Origin of the sequence: Paenibacillus mangrovi, from assembly GCF_022898935.1 — a bacterium.
Classification (GTDB): Bacteria; Bacillota; Bacilli; order Paenibacillales; family Paenibacillaceae; genus Paenibacillus_AQ; species Paenibacillus_AQ mangrovi.
The window spans coordinates 519,945-542,657 of record NZ_JALIRP010000002.1 but is presented as its reverse complement, the minus strand read 5'-3'; the positions used below and the strand labels follow the sequence as shown (position 1 = coordinate 542,657).

At 46.7% G+C, this 22,713-nt stretch carries 12 protein-coding genes; 11 read left to right on the top strand and 1 reads right to left on the bottom strand.

Annotated features, from left to right (window positions below):
- The first annotated feature begins 21 nt into the window (after nt 1-21).
- The 9 genes from MUG84_RS07140 to MUG84_RS07100 all read left to right on the top strand — a co-directional run bounded on the left by MUG84_RS07140 (nt 22) and on the right by MUG84_RS07100 (nt 20,278).
- The gene (locus MUG84_RS07140) at nt 22-1,350 is read left to right on the top strand and encodes an ABC transporter substrate-binding protein (protein ID WP_244722492.1); all 1,329 of its coding nucleotides are present in this window, start codon (nt 22-24) and stop codon (nt 1,348-1,350) included.
- Between the two features lie 176 nt (nt 1,351-1,526).
- Complete coding sequence (locus tag MUG84_RS07135; RefSeq protein ID WP_244722489.1) at nt 1,527-2,303, top strand: carbohydrate ABC transporter permease; 777 nt, start codon at nt 1,527-1,529, stop codon at nt 2,301-2,303.
- Nucleotides 2,304-3,134 (top strand): carbohydrate ABC transporter permease, encoded by an 831-nt coding sequence (locus MUG84_RS07130; RefSeq protein WP_244722486.1) that lies wholly within the window; start codon nt 2,304-2,306, stop codon nt 3,132-3,134.
- A gap of 18 nt (nt 3,135-3,152) precedes the next feature.
- Nucleotides 3,153-5,816, top strand: a complete 2,664-nt coding sequence (locus MUG84_RS07125; RefSeq protein ID WP_244722483.1) for a glycoside hydrolase family 38 N-terminal domain-containing protein — start codon at nt 3,153-3,155, stop codon at nt 5,814-5,816.
- Between the two features lie 206 nt (nt 5,817-6,022).
- A complete protein-coding gene (locus MUG84_RS07120) occupies nt 6,023-8,218 on the top strand; it encodes a glycosyl hydrolase family 95 catalytic domain-containing protein (protein ID WP_244722480.1) in 2,196 nt (731 codons plus the stop codon).
- A 348-nt stretch (nt 8,219-8,566) separates the two neighbouring features.
- Nucleotides 8,567-12,016, top strand: a complete 3,450-nt coding sequence (locus tag MUG84_RS07115; protein ID WP_244722477.1) for a glycosyl hydrolase family 95 catalytic domain-containing protein — start codon at nt 8,567-8,569, stop codon at nt 12,014-12,016.
- 189 nt (nt 12,017-12,205) lie between these two features.
- Complete coding sequence (locus MUG84_RS07110; RefSeq protein ID WP_244722473.1) at nt 12,206-15,796, top strand: glycosyl hydrolase family 95 catalytic domain-containing protein; 3,591 nt, start codon at nt 12,206-12,208, stop codon at nt 15,794-15,796.
- A gap of 210 nt (nt 15,797-16,006) precedes the next feature.
- A complete protein-coding gene (locus MUG84_RS07105; RefSeq protein WP_244722470.1) occupies nt 16,007-18,463 on the top strand; it encodes a GH39 family glycosyl hydrolase in 2,457 nt (818 codons plus the stop codon).
- A gap of 255 nt (nt 18,464-18,718) precedes the next feature.
- Nucleotides 18,719-20,278 carry a carboxylesterase/lipase family protein gene (locus MUG84_RS07100; RefSeq protein WP_244722467.1) on the top strand — a complete coding sequence of 520 codons (1,560 nt, stop codon included), beginning with the start codon at nt 18,719-18,721 and terminating at the stop codon, nt 20,276-20,278.
- Nucleotides 20,279-20,635: 357 nt separating this feature from the next.
- Here MUG84_RS07100 and MUG84_RS07095 read toward each other — a convergent pair whose 3' ends face one another.
- Entirely contained in the window at nt 20,636-21,184 is a 549-nt protein-coding gene (locus MUG84_RS07095; RefSeq protein WP_244722464.1) for a GbsR/MarR family transcriptional regulator, read from the bottom strand.
- 350 nt (nt 21,185-21,534) lie between these two features.
- Between MUG84_RS07095 and MUG84_RS07090 the strand changes: the two genes are divergently transcribed.
- Together MUG84_RS07090 and MUG84_RS07085 are read left to right on the top strand one after the other, a co-directional pair.
- Nucleotides 21,535-22,347, top strand: coding sequence for an HAD family hydrolase (locus MUG84_RS07090; RefSeq protein WP_244722461.1), 813 nt, complete (start codon nt 21,535-21,537; stop codon nt 22,345-22,347).
- A 5-nt stretch (nt 22,348-22,352) separates the two neighbouring features.
- Nucleotides 22,353-22,676 carry a DMT family transporter gene (locus MUG84_RS07085; protein WP_244722458.1) on the top strand — a complete coding sequence of 108 codons (324 nt, stop codon included), beginning with the start codon at nt 22,353-22,355 and terminating at the stop codon, nt 22,674-22,676.
- Nucleotides 22,677-22,713: the final 37 nt, after the last annotated feature.

Below are 22,713 nucleotides of genomic sequence, written 5' to 3'. Positions count from 1 at the left end.
TACACAGAAGGGGGTTATAAAGTGAAAAGATTTATGTCTTTGTGTCTGGCTCTAATAATTACGGCGGCCCTTGCCGGATGCGGTAGTTCGTCTACCACCAATGGTGCGTCGAATGCTCCCGCTTCGGGATCGGCAGCTTCTCCTGAAGCATCCTCGGAGGCTAAGGCATCTGAAGATCCGGCCGAGCTGAACGTGCTCGTGTTCGAAACGCCAAACCTGACTGCACAGTACTGGGATGCTGCAATCAAGAGATTTACCGACAAGCATCCGAATATAAAAGTGAACAAAATTGTATCCCCTGACGTCGACCGTACGAAATACGCGAAGCAATTGCTTGCGACGGGCCAATTCCCAGATGTGCTTATGTCGATAAGCGTGCAAGATTTTTTAGCATCCAAATCGCTCATGGCGTTCGAGGACAAATACGTGAGCCAAGTACCGGGTGCGGATACAATGGCGATCGATGGCAAAGTTTATCAGCTTCCATGGGGTGCTCAAACGATTTCTTATATCTATTACAACAAAAAAATGTTCGAAAAAGCTGGCGCGACCGAACCGAAAACATGGGCTGAATTCGTCGATGTCGTTGGTAAACTCAAGGCATCTGGCGTAACGCCGTTGTTATACGGCGGAGCTAAAGACCCGTGGTCGACGACTTTCCTATTGGACGGCATAATCAGCACGGACGTCTATAGTAAAGTACCGGATTGGGTAGCTAAACGCAAGAAAGGTGAAGTGAAATTTTCCGATCCGCTCTTTAAGAACGCAGTACTGAAATGGAAGAGCCTGGTGGAATCCAAAGCATTCAACGAAGACGGATTGGCCATCAGTTATTCGCAATTGCAAGATGCGTTTCTGAAAGGCAAAGGTGCCATGTATCCGATGGGATCTTGGTTCGTTGCCGCGGCTAACGCTCAAACAGACATCGAAGTCGGCGTATTCCCGATTCCGACTGATGACGGATCGATCGTTACTCCATATTCTGTTGGCGGCCCTGCTTCTGTCAGTGCAACCACCAAGTACCCTGAAGCGGCTCAAATGTTCGCGACGGAATTCGTAACGGATCCCGCTACCGTTGTCGAAGCTGTTAAGTCGGACGCCTTGATTCCTTTGGAAGGCCAAAAAGTCGATTACGTGTATCCACCTTTATTCCAAAAGGTCGTTGAAATGAGCAATCAAGGTAAGAAAGTTAATGCTTTCGGATGGGAAAACGGCGACTCGGCCATGATTTCGGGAATGGTCGATGAATTCAACAAAGCCGCTCAAAATATGATACTCGGCAAATCTGTCGATGCGGAATTGGCAGCGCTGGATGCGAAATGGGATGAAATCAGCTCGCGTACCAAGTAAATCCAAATAAATTAAGAACAAACGAAATAGGGAGAGGAGAAGCCATTCTCTCCTCCTTATTTTTTTGAATTAAAGGGGTGTAGACTCTGAAAAACAAATGGTCCAACTTCTTTCTCTTCGTGTCCCACGGTCTGATCATCTACCTCGGTCTCGTCATCTTACCGGTCATCTTTTGCGTGTATTACAGTTTTACGAATTTTAACCCGTTGTATCCTGATTTTAATTGGATCGGGATCGACAACTATAAAAAGCTGGCGAGTGACGCCGAGTTCGGGCATGCGATCTACGTGACTTGCTTGATTGCATTCATCGTCACTTTGGCATCAAACGGATTGGGGCTGCTTTCCGCTCTGCTAGTAAACTTCAAGGGCTGGGTCTATAACGCATCCAGAACCGTTTTTTTCACACCTCAAGTATTGAGCCCCGTCATTGTCGGATTCATTTGGTCGATCATTCTGACTGATGAGGGCGTACTCAATAAGCTGCTAGGATACATCGGTCTGGGCGGTACGAGTTGGCTCGCAAATACGAGCGTTGTCGTTTACTCCATTATCGCCGTTATCGTTTGGCAATCGATGGGCTTCTGCACAGTTGTCTTCCTTGCAACACTGCAAAGCATTCCGAGCGACCTATACGAAGCCGCAAAAATAGATGGATGCAACCGCTGGCAGAAGTTCAAACATATTACGTTTCCGCTGCTTGCGCCGGGAATTACGATCAATACCGTAATGCTGTTGATTTCTTCCTTCAAAGTTTTCGACCATGTCGTCGTGTTGACGAATGGCGGCCCAGGAACGACGACCGAGACCATTTCTTTGAAAATCATCAACATGGGATTCAACGAAAATCAAATGGGGTACGCTTCGAGCATGGCCGTCGTATTGTTTCTGCTGATTGGCATCATTTCCGTTGTCGTCGTCACCTTATTGAAGCGCAGGGAGGTTGAATATTAAATGTCTTCCAAATGGTTATCCAGAGCTCATAAAATGATTACGATTTGCATCACATTAGTATTCTTCTTACCCTTGTATCTCGTTCTCGTTAATATTTTCAAGGAAAACGACAAGATCATGGCCGATCCGCTTGGCTTTCCAACGCGATTCACTTTGGAGAATCTGAAAGGCATCCTCACTAGACCGGATCATCTGTTGTTCACAAGCATGTGGAATAGCGTCGTAATTACTGCGATTTCTTTACTCGTCATCATCGTCTCCTCATCAATGGTAGCTTATTATTTAGTTCGGAACGACAGCAAAAAAACGAGATTGCTGCTTCTCTTTTTTCTATTTGGCCTCATGGTGCCTACGACGATTATTCTGATTCCGGTCGTTAAAGTGTTGATGGCGGCGCATTTAATGAGTTCGAAGATTGGTCTTATCGTTTTTTACATGGGCTACTATGTTCCTTTTGGCATTTTCATGTATTCCGGGTTCATACGGACCATACCGCGAGAACTGGACGAAGCGGCTTCGATCGACGGATCCGGCCCGCTTAGAACCTTCTGGAAGATTATCTTTCCGTTACTTGGGCCGTGTACTTCGAGTGTCATCATTTTCATTGGCTTATGGGTTTGGAACGATTTTTTGAATCCACTTATCATTATCGGACCGATTAAAGGAACGACGATCACGGCAGGCATTTATCGCGTCATTGGACAATTCTCGATCAATTGGGGACAAATGTTTTCGATGATGTTTCTGGCCTCGCTGCCGATTATCGTGTTGTACCTCGCACTGCAGAAACAATTCGTAGAAGGCATCACTTCAGGCTCATTGAAAGGATAACAGAAAGGAAGATAACGGATGTCAAAAATCAAAGAGGTGCTCGTGCTGCATCATAGTCACTTGGATGTCGGATATACGCACGCACAGCCCATATTGCTGGAAATGCAAAAAAGATATATCGATCAAGCGCTGGAAATGTGCGAGATGACCGAGGATTGGGAGGAAGTAAACAGGTTTCGTTGGACCTGCGAGTCTAGCTACCCCGTGCTGCGCTGGTTGGAGACGGCGAAGGCGAGTCAAATCGACCGGTTCAAGCATTATTTACATAACGGACAAATGAGTATCTCCGCTTCGTTTATGCATACGACGCCGCTATGCTCAGCTGAAGAAATAACCAGAATGCTGTATCCTGTCCGCCAGTTGCGCAGCCAATTCGATATCGAAATCAAGACGGCTATTCACCATGACATAAACGGTCAGCCATGGCCGTATAGCCAACTTCTATTGGATGCCGGCGTAGAATTTTTTATCATGGGCATCAATATCCACTTTGGCGGCGTTCCCTTTAATCGACCCAATGCCTTCCATTGGGAAGCGCCGGATCACCGAAAATTGCTTACCTTTAATGGCGAACATTATTCGCTTTTCAGCCAAATCTGCGACGTAAATGCACTAGATACACACATTATGGCTAAAGGCCTTGCTAAATATCTTCATAAAATCGAAGCAAATCCGGAGTATCCGTTTGACTTCGTGTACTTGACCGCGACGAATTTACCGCTTTACGACAATAACCCACCAGATCGCGAATTAGCGGGACTTCTTAAAACTTGGAATGCGGAACAGCGTGAACAAACCATCTCTTTCGTAACGCCGGAACAGCTCTATGCCAGAGTTCGGGCTCACGCGGCAGCATTGCCGACTCATGCCGGGGATTGGACGGATTATTGGAACTTTGGTTCTGGCAGCTCTGCCAAAGAAGTCAAGCTGAATCGCCGAACGAAGCAGGGAATGAAAGCTGTCGAGCTGCTAGATGCTTTCCAAGCGGAAACGGACGTCTCCTATCTATCGATCAAGAAGCAGGCATGGGAGCAAATCCATCTTTATGATGAACATACCTGGGGTGCTTTTAATTCGGTTTCGGAGCCGGATCATCTGAATGTCGCGATTCAGCACATGCATAAGGCGCATTATGCCTATCAGGCGAACAGCTTAACGGGATATTTATTGAGCACTCAAATTGAAAAGCTCGCGAACAATCCGCTGCAGTCGAAAGAGCCGGAAGGGATACTGCTTATCAATCCTTCTTCGGTGCCGATATCGCACGACATTCGGATTCCATCCAGTTTTACGTTTCCAGGGAGGCATCTGAACGCAGACCGAATGCGTCAAGTATTAATGAACAACGACACCCATCATCAAGGAACGAGTTATGGAACGGCCCAACTTCCTCCTTTCAGTTGGCGCAAGATACCTATTCGAAATTTACAAGAAGCGCCGCAGTCAAAGGGGATCCAGATGGATCCAGGTATCATTGAAACCGCGGGTGAAGGACCCTGGGAACGCAAGATTACAACGCGACTGGGTACAATCGAAACACCTTTTCATGTGTGCAACTATAACCCGTTAACTGGCCGAATCACTAGACTATATGATAAACAACAAGATTGGGAAGTTCTGGATGCAAACAGTCCTTGGACGCTATTCCAGTACGTGCAGGAAACGGTTGATCCGATCTATCATTCGAACAACCGCAGTGCCATTTTTCCCCGTAATGTTGAAAATGGGAATAACAGCATTACCGATTGGAATCATGACTGGAAAGCCAAGAGAAAATCTTATACTCGTCTGGAATCATGTAGTGTAGAAAGAAGCGCGCATAGCGCTACCTTGATATTACGATGGGATGCGCCCGGCGTCGAACAATTAGAGCAAAGATTCACCTTCTTTAGTTATCGTGCAGATATCGAGATCAAAGTCGTCTTGGGCAAGCAGGATATCACGACTCCTGAAGGCACCTATTTTGCCATTCCGTTGAACTTGCAAGCATGGCGCTGCCATTACGATACGGCCGGACAACTCGTGGAATTGGATGACCAGCAGCTTCCGGGCGTATGCAGAGATTATCTGACTGTCGATAAAAGCGTGTCGATCTACGACGGCCAGCATGGATTGACCATGAGTTGTCTGGATGCTCCGCTTGTCCAAGTGGGAGATTTCAACTTCGGCAAAGAGCAGAAGCATGTACCGAGGAAAGCGAATCCTCTGCTGCTTGCATGGCCGATGAATAACTACTGGGATACGAACTTTCAAGCTCGTCAACCAGGAGTTGTATCGTTCACCTATGTCTTATCTACTTTCCAAAAATTCAATCTGGATTCTACGATGGTTTCGTCTATCCAAGCCGTTACTCCTGTTTTTACTACTCCGGTTATCGATTGTAAAGAAGAGGCAGCTGGTCGCTTTATCGAGCTGATCGGAGAAGGCGTTCGAATATTCGATGTAAAACGTTCTGAGGATGGCACGGGCATTGTTGTCCGTCTTTGTAACTGTATGGATCAAGAAACGAACGTCAAGATTGCTTTTCCGGATAGAGTGATTGAAGCTGCGTATAAAACGAATGTTCTGGAGGAGACACAATCCGAACTTCCCGTGGTTCATACGAATAGAGTAAATATTTCTCTCGAAGGAAAAGAAATGATGCATTTATTCATTAGGCTGGCCGACTCTCTGGATTCATAATGTTGTTCTTTGCTTGAATGAAGAGATAAGTTTTATCTCCTAATTCAAGCTTTTTTATAAATATATGAAACCGTTTTCTTGAACTGGTCGGCCTTCCAAGATAGAATTAAAAAGACAGGTGATCTAGATAAAGTACTTCAAATCTACAACGATGCTCTGAAGCGATATCAAGAAAGAAGCGGGAAGTAATCCAGGAGGATGATAGAATGAAACCGGCAGACTGGAAAGAGAAGATGGCAAAGTATAATGGGGTATTCAAGGAGCCGCCAAGAAATGTGCCTTCGAATAAAGTAGTTGATGGACCAATAATTGGGAACGGTGATGTCGGCGTCGTGATTAGCGGACTGCCTGAACGGCAGCGCTTATGGATCTCGAAGGTTGATTTTTGGAAAGCGAAGCGGATCTGGCCCAATGGCAGCCCGTGTTTACTCGGGGGAATTGATATTCAAATTCCAGCTTTGAAGGAAGCTTCTTACGGTGCTGAACAACATCTGCATGATGCGAAAGTCGTGTCGACATTTCGCGGGGATTCCCTGGCCGTCACGATGACCTCATGGGTTGCGGCTGAGGAGAATGCAGTCATTGTTGAGCTACTTAGTGAAAGCCAGGAAGACATTTCAGTTAAAGTGGATTTATGGGTTCAGTCGGGACATGAATCGGAAACGGATAGTGGACAAGATGGCGATGTTGATTGGGTTTTGAGGAAATTTACTGGTTCCGATCTAGACTGGCCAACAGAAGGTACCGTGGCTATGCGATGCTTAGGTAATTCAAGTAATTCCTTCGAATTGCAGCCTGGTAAAAAAACATATATCGTTGCCTATGTGCTTACGAATCACAATGTAAAAGATTACGTACGAGAGTCGATTGAAAAAGCAAAGCTTATCGACGAGAGCCGTATAGATTCGCTTTATGCGGATCATGAAAACTGGTGGAGTCAATTTTGGGCCAAGTCTTCGATAGAGATTGGAGACGAGGTACTAGAGAAATTCTGGTATGGCTCTCATTACATCATGGCTTGCTGTAGTCGCAACAAAGCGTTTCCGCCAGGGTTATTTGGCAGCTGGATAACGACGGACACCCCCGCTTGGGGAGGCGATTATCACTTGAATTACAATTATCAAGCTCCATGGTGGGGAGTTTATTCGTCCAATCATATCGAATTGAGTGAGCCGTATGACACGCCGCTGCTCCAATATATGTCGAACGGTAGAAAGTATGCTGAACAATACTTAGAATGCAGCGGGATCTACTACGATGTTGGTATCGGACCCAAAGGATTTCCTAATGCCCTGTCCATTACGAATGCGAGTCTTACCTATGAACACGGTCATTTGTTCCTAGGGCAGAAGAGCAATGCAGCCCTAACTGCCGTGAATATGCTGATGCGTTACTACTATACTTATGATATGCAATATGCTAGCCAAGTTGCGTACCCATACCTCATTGAGGTAGCTAATTTTTGGGAGGACTACTTAACTTTCGAAGGAAACCGTTACGTTATTTATCGTGATGCGATTCATGAAGTTCCAACGTGGGAAGCGTCACATTCGAATGATGAATGGCTGAAGGAATTCGAGGATATGAACCCACTTCTTTCATTAGGGTTAATTCGGTCGGTGTTCAAAGGGCTGCTCGATATGTCCAAAGAATTGAGTCTCAATTCCGAGCGACGTGAAAAGTGGTTACATATTCTGGAACATATAAGCGATCTTCCAACGTATGAACGAGACGGGAAGACGATATTCCGATTAACGGAGCAGGGTCGAGATTGGTGGCCGGATAATACTCTAGCCATTCAGCATATTTGGCCTGCGGGAGCGATCGGACTTGATTCTGATCCCAAGCTTCTTGAAATTGCCCAAAATACAATTACCGTTCTAAACCGCTGGACGGATTACAATGGGTTTCCAACGATATTTACTGCTGCGGCGCGAGTCGGATATGATCCTGAAATCATCTTGCGCGAGCTGCGTCGCCAATGTTTAGAGCATAGTTTCCCTAACTTGTTTATTTTCTTTGGTGGGGGAGGGATTGAGTGTTGCAGCGGCGTACCGTCGGCAATAAATGAAATGCTGATGCAAAGTCATGAGCATGTCATTAGATTGTTCCCTGTCTGGCCACAGGAAAAGGCTGCACACTTTACTAACCTAAGAGCCGTTGGGGCATTTATTGTATCAAGTGAGCTGTCCAATGAGATGGTATCATATGTTGACATTATTAGTGAGGCCGGCAGAACGTGTCGCGTCTTCAATCCATGGCCGGATGAAGTAATCTGCATTAAGGAAATAGATGGAGATCAACAAAAGAAAATCGATTGGAAGCTATTTGAGAACATCATATCTTTTAATACGGAAGCAGGTAAAAGGTATACATTAAGACGTAAAACGCAGAGTGTTTGATCAATTCCTGATTGATATGCAAAAGTAGATCGGATGTCTGAAGGCATGTATCAGCCGCGGGCGACTATAAAATATAAGAGTTTCAGATCTAACGAGCTAATCTTTCTTTAGAGCTCGTTTTTTTCTTATAAATGTATGAATCCGTTTCCATAAAGGAAGGCGGTTATTAGAATAAAGATTTTTTTGATTAGATTTTAGAGTGAATCTTTAATTTCTTTACTATTTGTAAATCTTGGCTGATTTTAAAATAGCAATAAGGAGGGTGATCCACAAATCGATTCATACACGGTTTTCGCGCCTTGTTGATTTGAATCGAAAGACAAATCCAATCAAACAGGAGGAGATATTATGAAACTGTCAAGAACACTGAAACGAGTTCTGTCGCTGTCCCTTAGTCTTTGTTTTAGTGCAACAGTATGGAATTTGCCATCCACGCTGGCAGCTGACGAAATCGGTGGGGTTGAATCAAATGATGTCCTCCCGGGAAAGCAGGTCGAAGAAACAGTGGGTACAGATGACTGGGGAACCATCAGTAAGATTGTAGGAAAGATCTACGGCGAATGGAATGGCGACGGTTACAGCGGCGCCTATTCAGACCAAATGCCCAACACGGCGCTGCTTGGCAACGGCGATGTGGGTATAACATCAGCTGGTGCAAAAGAGCAGAAGACGTTCCTCATCTCGAAATCCGACTTCATTTCGGCGGGAGATCTGAAAGGCGTGTTTAATAGCGGAGACAATAATACCAAACCTCTGCCCATCGGCGGCATCACGATCCAGCAGCAAACAACACCTGTTCAAGGGAATCCGAACATTGCGCTGAATCGGCCGGTGAAGGTTGACGATTTCTTGTCCGGCTTCGGTCCAGAGCTGTTGGTTGACGGCATATCCAACGATGCTTATAAGAAATGGTGCACCACAAATCTAGCGACCCCGCACTGGGCGATTATCGATTTAGGAGAGCCTACGTCGATTGCCAGTTACAGTATGTATAACGCAAGCTTGGCGGGCGAACCTATCTCTCGCAATACCAAAGATTTTGCGCTGCAATACTTGCCTGACGAGAGCGGGGTTACCTGGGACAACGTCAACGAGCAGAGTGGCTGGGTCAATATGGACTCTGTGGCAGGCAACGATGCAGCTATTGTAAACAGAAATCTTGCGACTCCGGTCACGGCGCGCTACGTGAGGCTGTGGGTCACTAAAGCATCTACTGAGGCGGGTAAAGAGCATGTGCTGCGTATTCATGAGCTGGAACTCTACAGCAAACGCTTCAGCAATACGCCGACGTACGAGAAACAGGATATCTTGAACGCGCAGATCCAGACCAAGCTGAGTATCAATGGCGTGAATCTGTCGATGGAAACATGGCTATCCCCCTCAAAAAACTTGTTGGTTACAGAGCTCACGTCTTTGGGATCCGAGCCAGTGGATCTGGAGGTGAATTCCTGGGGGAAGGCGGACAACCGAAACTACCCGGCCACTGCTGACAAAGTTGACGGTTACGCGGTAGCCACAAGGGCGACGTTCAACAATGCGCCTCTTAACCCGAATTCATGGACGTCGAAGGCGGCACTTGCGACTAAGGTGCTGGGCGCCGAAAGCACGGTCTCTGCCAACAGCTTGAAAGGCACGGGTACCACGGCGTTTACGCTGGATGCCGGTCAGACGGTGCAGATCGTCACAGCGATCGGCGGCGGCGGAAAGACCTACGACTCAACGAACAAATTACTCACGATCGATCCGGTCTCCGAGGCGAGCGCTCTTCTGTCTCCGATCAACGATACTCAGGATATTGAAACACTGTGGGCCGATCATCAAAGCTGGTGGAAAAACTTCTGGTCTGCCTCATACATCAACCTCCCGGACTACGCCGACGTACAGAAATACTATTATGGGGCGCAGTATCTTCTCGGCAGCACCGCAAGATCCGGAAAAGTTGCCCCGGGGCTCTATGGGATATGGCACACCACCGACACCGCTAGCTGGTCCTCCGATTACCATCTCAACTACAACTTCATTGCCACGTTTTTCGGAGCCAACTCCAGCAACCGCCACGACCTGTCGCTGCCGGCCGGAGAGGCGATCTTGAGCTTCGTGCCCGAGGGTATAAGGCGCGCTGCGGACCCGAATCAGATCAGACGAATCAATGGAGACTATGTCAACAGCCGCCCGGATCTGCAAGATGGAATCGCTGATGCGGTTTTGTATCCGGTGGGTATTGGACCGTGGGGCACCGTCACGGATGATAATTATCTCTCCGAGGCGCTCAACGCCTCGTTCAGCAGTTATCCTTTGATTCAATATTACCGCTATACGCAGGACAAGACGTATCTGGAAACCTACGTTTATGACTATCTTAAGAAATGCGTGAACTTCTATGACGCATGGCTCGACAAGACGGGCGACACGTATACCTTGTATGCCGGTTACAACGAGGGCTCGTGGGCCAAAAACCCCGCGGTGGAACTTGCGGCGCTTAAGAATGTCTTGTCTGAATTGATTGCCGCTAGCGTCACGCTGGACAGAGATGCGGATCTGCGGGCACATTGGCAGGATATCTTTGATCACCTTGCTCCGCAGCCGACCAGTGTGTGGAATGGCAAGCAGGTCTATGCCCTCGCGGAAAAGGAGTGGAAGAACGGGCAATGGGTAGATCTGGCCAATCCTGTTCCGGGGGACGGAAATATCATCCCGCTGGACATCGTTGTCCCGGGTGGCCAGCTGGGTTACTACTCCTCGGACAGTGAGCTGCAGATCGCCAGAAATACGATCGACGTGTTCGGTACCAGGGCGTGGAGTCAGATCAACAATTTCCCTAGAATCTTCAACGACGCGGTTCACTCTAGATACCCCGCGGATGCAGTCTTGGGAAATATAACCAACACGATCAAAGCACAGATTCAACCTAATCTGCGCATTAGTGATGGTGTGCACGGCGTGGAGAAGATCGGTGCGACCGAGGCGATCAACAGCATGCTGCTCATGAGTGACCGGGGCATTATGAAAGTGTTCCCGAACTGGGTGAGCGGAAAGAACGCCTCCTTTGCCAGACTTCGCGCACCGGGAGCCTTCGTTGTGTCCGCTGCTTACGATGGAGCGTCAAACGAGGTACAAAATGTGACCATCAAGAGTGAGGCGGGCAAACCTCTGACCGTCGCCTCTCCTTGGGCTGTGGGCACCGATGTCTTTGACTCATCCGGCCGTGAGATTGAAATCACCATCGGAACCGCCCCCAACTGGGAAAGCGAAGCCACCGTTACCTTCGATACCGTTGCCGGAGAGACATACACATTGCGCAAGCTGAGCCCGAAGTATACGATTACGGTAGCCAGCGGTGCCTCGCTGCCTAGTAAGGCGAGAGCGGGCGACACGGTGACGTTGACAGCGGACACCCCGCAGGATTATTGGGTGTTCGACAGGTGGGTCTCTGACGACGTCGTACTGGACGATCTGACGAATCCGAACGCTACGTTCACCATGCCTACCCATAATGTCAGCCTCACAGCGACCTTCCGGAACACCGTCCCCCTGTTAGAAACATACGGTGTTCTCTACAATAAGGACTTCACACAGATCGAGTTCCCGATCCGAAGCTCAAATGGCAAAGGGTATTCTGCGTATCTGTCAACTACGGGGAAACCTGGAACGTTCAAGCTTTACAAAAACGCGGAGTACAATTCCAAAGGCGTTCGTTTCGAGGATTTGACCAAGGGTCAAACCGTCTATGTCTATGTACTGTACACGAAAGATGGTCAGGTGATCGAAAAGACGGATCCGATCATGCTGACACCCTGAAAAACTAAACAGACGGAAGGACTGGCAGCTTTTAGGTTGCCGGTCCTCTTTTGTGAGCGGCTTATTTTCATTGAAACGGAAGAATCGTAATAAATTCAACTTTAAATAGGAGAATTTTCTATTTTTTTAAATTTTACAACTTATATACTGATATGGAACTCATATATAATGATGAATGGAGGAAGCATTATGTATGCCAAAAAAAGCAGAAGAAAGAGGGCTATTGTCATAAGCGCTATCGCGAGTCTCGTGTTTTCAATGTTTACGGGTTTTCCCACTGAATCGCAGGCAGCAGCTGCTAAAGTTACTTACACGGGTTCGGCAGGGGCTCCGGAACACAAGCTATCATTGTGGTATCAATCGCCTGCTACAAATTGGGAATCCCAAGCGCTCCCGATCGGTAATGGTTCCATGGGAGGCATGGTATTTGGCGGCGTGGATCAGGAGCATATCCAGTTCAATGAAAAAACGCTTTGGACCGGCGGTCCGAACTCTACACGGTCCTATACTTTCGGTAATCGAGACGGTGCGGCAAGCCATTTGGCAAGCGTTCGCTCCAAATTGGATGCAGGCGACGTTAACGGAGCTGGCGATGAAGCGAGCTCATATTTGACCGGGACTCAAACGGGATTCGGCGATTATCAAAATTTCGGTGATATGTATTTTGATCTTGCTCTACCAAGTGCGATTACGGTTTCTGATTACCGCAGAGAACTGGATTTACAGGACGGTATTGCTAGAGTTTCCTATACATACGATGGCGTTGACTATCTTCGTGAGTATTTTGTCAGCTATCCGGATAACGTGATGGTGATGAGGTTTACCGCCAGCCAAGAAGGAAAAATATCGCTCGATGTTCGGCCGACAAGCGCCCAAGGAGGAGCCGTTACGGCAAGCGGCGACACGATTACAATCCGAGGGAATGTCAGCAATAATCAGATGCTGTATGAATCTCAAGTCAAAGTATTGAACGAAGGCGGCACAATCACGCCGGGAACAGGGAAAATCAATGTTTCTGGTGCAAATGCGCTAACCGTTATTTTAGCTGCCGGCACGGATTATGTGAATGAGTATCCGACATATAAGGGGGCCGATCCTCACAATTGGGTGACATCAACCATTAATTCAGCATCAAGCAAACTGTATGCGACGTTGAAAAATAATCATACGAATGATTATCAAGCTCTGTTTAATCGCGTGACTTTGAATCTGGGAGAGTCAACGCCGCAAATTCCTACGAATCAGCTTCTTTCTACATATAGCACAACGAAAGATAAAGCGCTCGAAGTGCTTTTCTATCAATATGGCCGCTACCTGCTGATCTCTTCCTCGCGTTCGGGTTCTCTCCCGGCGAACCTGCAAGGGGTTTGGAATAATTCAAACACACCGCCATGGGACAGTGATTATCATTTTAATATTAATGTACAAATGAACTATTGGCCGGCTGAAGTGGCAAATCTCGACGAAACGATGGTTCCTCTGATTGATTATGTGGAATCTCTATTGGCCCCTGGTCGGGTGTCAGCAGAGAAACATTATGGTGTTACAGGCGGAGGCTGGACGGTGAATACGATGAACAACCCGTTTGGATTCACTGCGCCAGGATGGGGATTTTACTGGGGCTGGGCGCCAGGGGCTAATGCTTTTATCGCAAATAACGTGTGGGAATACTATAAGTTTTCTGGCGATACGGCAAAGTTGAACCGGATTTATCCAATTCTAAAGGAAGCTTCTGAGTTCTGGATCAAGTACTTGGTTAAGGATTCTGATGGGACGTTAGTATCCTCGCCATGCTACTCACCTGAGCAAGGGGATATCAGCAAAGGCTGTGCGTTCGACCAGCAGCTGGTATGGGATTTGTTTACGAATACAATCGAAGCAAGCCAGAAGCTGAACGTGGATGAAGCCTTCCGAAATGAGATCATTGCCAAGCGGGATATGCTTTCACCCATTAAAGTTGGTCGTTATGGTCAAATTCAGGAATGGAAGCAGGACATCGACGATCCGAACAATACGCACCGCCATGTTTCTCAGCTTGTCGGTCTTTTTCCGGGGAAACAGATTAACAAAGATACGCCAGAATGGTTTGATGCAGCTAAAGTGACCCTGGAACATCGCGGGGATGATGGCACTGGATGGAGCAAGGCAAACAAAATCAACTTATGGGCCCGTTTGCTGGACGGCAATCATGCACATACGATTTTGCAAGGGCAACTCATGGGCAGTACGCTGAGCAATCTGTTCGATACACATCCTCCGTTCCAGATTGACGGCAACTTCGGGGCGACATCAGGCATATCCGAAATGCTGCTTCAGAGCCATTTGGACAACATTCACATTTTACCTGCCCTTCCTTCGTCTTGGTCAGATGGAAGCTATTCCGGACTGAAAGCTCGCAATGGATTCGAAGTTGGCGTATCGTGGGCGCAATCTCGGGCAACAAGCATCAAGATCAAATCGCTAGCCGGTTCCAGAGCTGTATTGTATTACCCGAATATTAAAGGTGCTGCTGTCGTGGATCAAAACGGCACACCAGTTACCTATACGACAGTCAGCAAAGATCAAATCGAGTTCAATACACAAGTGGGTTCGACCTATACGGTTAATTCCATACCGTCAGCACCGCCGGGAGATACGATCGTTAAAGTGGACGACCGGGATGCAAGCGTGACTTATAACGGCGCTTGGTCAAACTATAATGATGGCTCCGATTATTTAGGAACAGAGAAATACTCGTCAGCAGCGGGGAGCTACGCACAATTCACGTTTACGGGCACTTCCATCAAGTATATCAGCATGAAGCAGCAAAATATGGGGATTGTGGATGTGTATTTGGACGGTGTACTTGCTCAAGGCGATATTGATTTGTACGCGTCAAAAACAACCAAACAGGTGGTGGCATATTCCAAGGCAGGTCTGCCCTATGCCTCACATACGATTAAAGTTGTCAACAAAGGAACCAAGAATCCTGCTTCTCTCGGGACGATTGCGGCTGTAGACGCCTTTGAATATTCGTATTCAACAGATAACACAGCGCCAGTGACAAAAGAAGAGATAACCCCATCTCAGCCGGATGGACTGAACGGTTGGTACGTACATCCAGTAACGCTAAAACTTAGCGCTACAGACGATGCGTCCGGTGTATCCAAGACTGAGTACAGTCTAGACGACGGAACAACATGGCAAAGCTATACGTCGGAGATCACGTTCGAAAAAGACGGCGTGAACACGATCAGCTACCGTTCGACGGACAATGCCGGCAACGTAGAAGAGCCCCAAAACATCAGTATTAATCTGGACACCACTGCTCCGGCAATCACCGTCACCGGATTCGAACATGATATGTATAGCGACGCCGAGGATATTACACCCGTCATTACACTGAGCGATGACTTGTCAGGGGTTGACAACAGCAAAACTACAGTCACGGTAGATACGTACGCGATTCAGCAAGGATCGGCGATTCATCTCTATACGTTGCCGCTCGGTTCGCATGAGTTGACTGTAACGGCGAGCGATCTGGCGGGGAACACAGTCAGCAAAACGGTATCATTTCAGACCACGACAAGCGTTGATTCCTTGAAGGCTTTAGTAACAAACTTTAAGGATGCCGGATGGATCGATAATGCGGGTATCGTGAATAGTTTACAGCGTAAATTGGATGCGAACGCCTTAGAAGGCTTTGCCAATGAGGTGAAGGCACAAAGCGGTAAGCATATTTCAAGCAAGGCGGCGGACTACTTGCTGAGGGATGCCCAATATTTGTTGTATGTTAAATGATATGATGATTGAATGCAGGCGTCCGGATTACGGGCGTCTGTATTTTTGTTTAATACTCTGCGAAAGTTGAGACAAGTTGATATGGACAATCATAAAATCTATAATACAAGTTAATTATGGTACTACTCTTGAATCACATTTGGCATAGGAGAAGATCCTCTTACAATAGATTATGACGACAGCAATGTGACCTCTGGGGGGGAGAATAACGTGAAAAAATTCAATAATATATTGTCCACTGAGTTTGAATTTTTGTTAATCAAACCCAGTGATGCGGCTCCTGAGTGGCATCAGCAGCTTGAGTTGATTTTTGTCCTGCAGGGTACAGGCTGGTTGCACTGTGGAGAAGGGGCCAAGTCTTATGCGATCCGAGAAGGGGATATCTTTGCAGTCAACAGCTTCCAGATGCGAAGTATAGCTTTGGATCAGGGCGCTTTAGCACTTTCGCTGCTCATATCTCCGGCATTTATTACGTCGATTTGTCCCGAGCTCAAAAGGCCGGTGGTTAACTGCAAATCTTTTTTGTTTTCTGAAGATCGTCAACAACCTTTTGACCTGTTGCGCCGGGATTTTGCCCATGCTTTTCGAGCTCAATATAAAAATGAATCTCAGCTTTCCATACATCTGCGGGGGAAGTTGGTAGGTTTGCTGGATCATTTATTCCAGCATTTTTTGATTTGTGAACCTGCTAGCCATGAACAAAACTCAGCCAAGGAACATTTGCGTGCAGCTACAGATTATATTCACCAGCACTATCAGGGAAATATCACTTTAGCCGATCTGGCCAAACATACTTTTCTGAGCAGTTCCTATATTTCAAGGATTTTTCAGAAGTATCTTGGAGTTCCATTCAAAGCTTACCTTTCTCAGGTCCGCTTGATACACGCTACCGTACTTTTGGCAAGTGAAGCGACCATTACAGAGATCGCTTACAACAGCGGATTTTCAAGCGCTCATGCTTTCATAGAAGCTTTCAAGCAGTATCATGGTATGACACCGGGTCAATATCGACGTAACATCAAGGAGCCCAAAATCGAAAACACGGCCAGACCCACAGAGACCGAAGATGGTTTTTCAACCGCTTTTTCTTCACTGATGCGTTATGCAGACGTTGCATGTGAGGAAAGCGTTTACGAACCCGTTGATACGACCGAGATTACGGTGAATACGAATGAGACCATAAAGCCGCTGCATCACAATTGGAAGCGTCTCATTAACGCGGGTTATGGCAAGGATCTTTTGAACGGCTCCGTGCAAAAGCAGATTGCCCATCTTCAGCGTGAGATTGGATTCCAGTATATACGCTGCAAGGGAATCCTTGACGATGATATGATGCTGCTTACTACAGATGCCGATGGTAAACTCTCTTACAACTTTGTCTATCTAGACGCAGTGGTGGATTTTATACTTTCAACGGGAGCTTTACCGATGCTAGAGTTCAGCTATATGCCATCGATTCTCGCCCAAAATAAATCTTCCGTTTTTCGCTGGCCGTCAGTCATATCTGCTCCCACAGATATTGAGCAATGGGGGGAGCTGATCAAAGCGATCGTTAAACATCTTGTGCAGCGCTATGGGCAGAAATCCTTGCGCAGTTGGTTATTTTCCCCGTGGTGCGCACCTGAGTATTCGGGGCTTGGATTATTTACCCAGGAAGAATACACCCGGATTTATCTCACATCATATCGAGCCATTAAATCCGTTTGCAGTGAATTGATCATTTGCGGTCCGGGGAATTCCATTGATTCTCTTGCAGCCAACCGATGGTTTTTGGACATGTGCAAATCAGAGTTGTGTATACCGGATATTCTCTCTTTTCGTGCTTTCACCAGCATCGTTCCTGGCACCGAAAAGGGCAGTCTACGCCTAAATAAGACGAATGATGCATTGGACCTCGCTGTGAGTGGCGACGAGCAGTACCTTGCAAGCGCCATGAAAGCGATCCAAGGGGTAACTAAGGAGTATGGCCTTGATCTGCCCATGATGCTGGAGGAATGGAGCAACAATATCTGGCAGCGTGATTTGTGCAATGATACGAGCTATAAATCTGCCTATATTTTTAAATCTATATTAGAAAACTACGACAGCTACCATGCTATGGGATATTTCAGTGCCAGCGACCAACTCGATGAGATCGCGCCTGCTGCTGAATTGTTCCATGGCGGGTTTGGTCTTTTTACCCGTAACGGCCTTCCCAAAAGCGCTTATAGGGCGATGCAATTGCTAAGCCGCATCGGAGATGATTTGGTTGCATCTGACAAAGGCTATTTCATTACTAAAAAAGGTAGTGAAATCCAAATCTTCCTGTACAACTATACTCACTATGACATGCTGTATCGCTACCGCCATACCACCCATCTTACCAAAACGGAGCGGTATAAAGTGTTCAACGAAAAGCGGCCGCAATCTTTCCATATTCGATTGGATGGACTTGAGGAAGGAAAGTACACACTGCGCCGCTATAGTATTGGCCCCCATGGCGGCAGTACTTTTGACGCATGGATTCGAATGGGGGCGCCTGAACAACTCAGTCATGAAGAGGAAGATTTGCTCGCTCACCAGTCACATCCACTGTACTGCAGAGAATCCGCGCAAAGCGATGGAAACATAACGCTTCATGCCCATCTTCAGCCTCATGAGGTCCAATTAATCACCATCACACATTAATTGGGTAAACGCAGCAGAGAACCAGATACGCTATACGGTGTATCCGGTTCTTGTCTTTTTTAATACGTTTTTTGTCATGTTTAGTGTAATAGCTGATCGAAGCACGAAAAAATAAATGATTTCCTCCCATCAAATTCATTGAATTCGTATATTGTGAAACCGATTTTTTTTCTATAATGAACTTATATTACTGATTTAATCAATTTCAAAATAGCTTTTCTGCTTCAATTAATGAAATAGAAAGAGGGATTTAATATGGCGAAAGAATTCAGATTCGATGATGTACCCGTTGTAGAGACGAAAGCCGGCAAACTCAAAGGTTATTCATTCGATGGAATGCATATTTTCAAAGGAATCCCTTACGCACAGGCAAAACGTTTCCAGATGCCTACCGAAGTTGAGCCGTGGGAGGGTGTGAAGGAAGTTACCTCCTATGGCTTTGTCTGCCCGCTGATGGCACAGGAAAAGCCCAATGGCGAGCTGCTCGTGCCCCATCGGTACTGGCCACAGGATGAAAACTGTCAAAATCTGAACATCTGGACCGAGACGCTGGATGCTGAGGCCAAAAAGCCGGTCTTGGTGTGGCTGCATGGCGGTGGTTTCACAGCGGGTTCTTCGATCGAACAGGAGGCCTACGACGGCTTCAATATGAGCCGACATGGCGATGTCGTGGTAGTCTCGGTGAATCACCGTCTCAACATCCTAGGCTACATGGACCTTTCTCCTTTCGGAGAAAAGTATGCTAATTCTGCTAACGCTGGCCATGCTGACCTCGTAGCGGCGCTGAAATGGGTACACGAGAACATTGCCAACTTTGGCGGAGATCCTGAAAACGTGACGCTATTTGGCCAGTCCGGGGGTGGCATGAAAACGACTGGATTGATGCAAATCCCTAGTGCGGACGGCTTGTTCCACAAAGCGATTGTGATGAGCGGTGTATCTGACGGCAAGCTGTTGCCAATACCTACAGGTGACGGCACCATGATCGTCAAAGCAATGCTCGAAGCGCTCGGAATTGAAGAGAACGATGTGGAAAAACTGGAGACAGTACCCTATTATGAATTGGTACAGGCCTACAACAAGGTGTGCCCGATTGTTATGCAACAGGGCGGGTATATCGGCTGCGCGCCGATGGAAAACGATTTTTACAAAGGCGAACCGCTCATCAGTGGCTTTACCGAACACGCAAAAACCATTCCGATGATGGTTGGCTCTGTCATTGGCGAGTTTTCCTTCGCGCCTGTGCCTTTCAACAAATATGAGCTTTCCGATGAAGAGATGAAGGCGATTCTTACGAAGCGGTTTGGCGAACGCACTCAAGAGCTCATTGATCTATATCTGAAAGCATATCCAGAGAAAAAGGCCGTAGATTTGTTGGCGTTAGACAGAATTTTCCGCGTGTCTTCCAAGGTGCTGGCCAAACTGCAAGCGGAAGGTCAGCAAGCACCGGTGTATCTGTACAACTTTACCTTTGAATTCCCTTATCAAAATGGCAAAACGGCATGGCACTGCGCGGACATTCCTTTCTTCTTCCACAACGCGGATAAAGTGGAGATCTGCAATGTACCTGGTGTTTCCGACAAGCTGGAGAAGCAGGTGTTCGGGGCTGTGGTTAACTTTGCCCGCACGGGTAACCCAAACCACGAAGGGCTGCCGCACTGGCCAGCTGTCACGGCGGAGAACGAGCCTACGATGATCTTCGACCGCACCTGCGAAGTGCGCCATAATTACGACGATGCACTGCTGGCACTGATTGAAGAAGTCTTACCGCCATTCTCCCTGGCCGAGCTGTTTGCACAGGATGTCCAGCACTAAGTGATACGCTTTTTATAGTAAACATGTGACTATCGATTTTTTTTACAATTAATTGCATAAACATATTTGAAAATAAGCGTACTGTTTCCAGAGGAAACGGGCGCTTATTTTCATGTACACCCAGCATGGGGGTCATCTCTAGGGTGGCGTGCCCAGCTAAGCACACTTCTTCTAGCCGGTAGCGAAGAATTCTCCGGCGTATGGGGCGGTATGGTAGGAAAGAGAAAAAAGTAATTTTCAACAAACAAAGGGATGGTGTCCTATCGACACCATCCCTTTGTTTAATACAAGTTTTTTGTAGTCACGGAAGTTCGCTTTCTATTCATTTGGGAATGTTTGCGCTTCTATTTTGATCAATTACGACTCGGAGGGCTGATTGAAATATTCCCCTTGCTGCAGATCGTTGACAAATTGTTGCAGCCATTCGTAATATTTGAGCGCATGCCTTAGCTTATGTAAATCTGGAAGGGCAGCCTGTCGTTCATTATCCGATGTCTGTTCATTAAGAATGAGTTCTGTCAATTCGGGAAGAACATTGTTAATGGCTCCAGTCATTATATCAATTTCACGCTGGAGCTTCAGTGAAAAAAAGTTTTGAAATGCTAGAAAAAAGTTTGTCTCTGCCACATACAAATCCTTGCGCTCCTGCTTTTCCTCTAGTTTCATGACCATTTGGGAATTCATTAACGACCGAACTGCATAACTCATGTTGCTTTTGCTCATGTTCATGCGCGTCTTCATTTCTTCGAGCGTCATTGGTCGATCTTCAAAAAACATAATCCCGTACAATTGTCCGGACGAATGAGTCGAGCCGTACAAATCCATTGATTCAGCAATGGCTTCAATCACATGCTGCCTAATGCGCTCCCGCTGCTCCCTTTTTTGATTCTCCACATTTTGAGACACTAGATTGTTCACATCCCCGTTCATATCGCTGACCTTTATCGTTCATAAGATTCCAAAGTAATCCTTTTTTTATAGTATACAAAATATTTTTAACGGATGCGAGCGAGGAGAGGATTTACAGAAATTTCACGTTGGATTAATAGTCCGTTGACACATGATTACTCGTATTAGTGTACAATATTTTTTGTGTTAATGGAAAATAAACGGTATTTAGGGGTGGAAAAACAGAAATATTAAAAAAAAATTGAATTACATAATTTGTTATTCGCGCTCGCAGTTAAAGACACTGGTGTTCCTAACAGCTATTGCGATAACCAATTAAAATCAACTTAGATAAACGAGCGATTGCTATGGGAGTGATTACAATTTTTAATTTACGGGTGCATAGAGAATGCTTCCCAGTCCGAGGCCTTCTATTTGACAAGGATGGAACCTTGCTTGAATTTGTCGGGCTGTGGGGGAGATGGGCCGAAGCATTGGCTCGCCACTATTCCGAGTATTTTCCGAGTGACGCACGGCAACATATTGTCGATCTGATTCCTGCTTTGCTGGGAGTTGATGTTGATTCAGAAGGCCACATTGTCGATTACGATTGTAATGGTCCACTCGCGATGGCTTCTACACCCGATGTGCTTGCGGTATTGGCATGGCATGGTTATCGGTTAGGTCTGCCGTGGAGCGAAGCGATGACAATCGTTCGAAGGTGCAAGCAATTAGCCGACGAGGAAATGCAGAATACTCGACCGGTTCAGGCTTTACCCGGCTTAAAGGAATTTCTCGAGCGCTGTCGTGAGCTGCGAATTCCTTTGGGCGTAGTGACGGCAGATGATACGTTTGAAGCGGAAAAGCATTTGGAATGGATGGGGATTAGGCAATATTTTCAAGTTGTCATTGGAAATGACCTGGTAGATCTGGGAAAGCCCAATCCCGAGATGGTGGAAAAGGCTTGCTGGGAGTTGCGATGCTCCCCTAATGAAGTGGCCGTAATCGGGGATACGAACGGTGATATGAAAATGGGAAGAGCAGCGGGAGTTTCCCTGACCATTGGAATTTGTAGTCGAAAGCTGACTGAGTCAAGAGATAGCTATCTACACGATGCTGATGCCCTCATTACCGACTATTCACAAATAGGAATAGAAGTATTAAGTACGGATGAAGGGTGAGTACGATGGGTACCATTTTTTTGCTTCTTGCCATCGTATTCGAAGTGTCGGGTACGCTTTCGATGAAAATTTCCGGAGGGTTCACGAAATTGTGGCCTTCCATCCTGATGTTTGTGTTTTACGCTTGCAGCTTCACTTTGCTAAATTTGGCTTTGAAACATATTGAAGTTACCGTTGCTTATGCCACATGGTCCGGGATCGGCATGGTTTTGATTGCGCTAGCGGGATACTTCTTTTTCCAAGAACAGTTTAATGTTGCGAAGATCTGCTGGGTTGCTCTTATTGTGATTGGTACCATTGGTTTGAATTTAAACGGTAAGTCGTTATAACTATCAACTACGCATAATGCGTGAAAATGGAGGACAA

Excerpts from the sequence above, each read along its gene's own strand:
- MUG84_RS07130 (WP_244722486.1), top strand. The coding sequence starts at position 2,304 with ATGTCTTCCAAATGGTTATCCAGAGCTCATAAAATGATTACGATTTGC.
- MUG84_RS07125 (WP_244722483.1), top strand. The coding sequence starts at position 3,153 with ATGTCAAAAATCAAAGAGGTGCTCGTGCTGCATCATAGTCACTTGGAT.
- MUG84_RS07120 (WP_244722480.1), top strand. The coding sequence starts at position 6,023 with ATGAAACCGGCAGACTGGAAAGAGAAGATGGCAAAGTATAATGGGGTA.
- MUG84_RS07115 (WP_244722477.1), top strand. The coding sequence starts at position 8,567 with ATGAAACTGTCAAGAACACTGAAACGAGTTCTGTCGCTGTCCCTTAGT.
- MUG84_RS07110 (WP_244722473.1), top strand. The coding sequence starts at position 12,206 with ATGTATGCCAAAAAAAGCAGAAGAAAGAGGGCTATTGTCATAAGCGCT.
- MUG84_RS07100 (WP_244722467.1), top strand. The coding sequence starts at position 18,719 with ATGGCGAAAGAATTCAGATTCGATGATGTACCCGTTGTAGAGACGAAA.
- MUG84_RS07090 (WP_244722461.1), top strand. The coding sequence starts at position 21,535 with ATGGGAGTGATTACAATTTTTAATTTACGGGTGCATAGAGAATGCTTC.
- MUG84_RS07085 (WP_244722458.1), top strand. The coding sequence starts at position 22,353 with ATGGGTACCATTTTTTTGCTTCTTGCCATCGTATTCGAAGTGTCGGGT.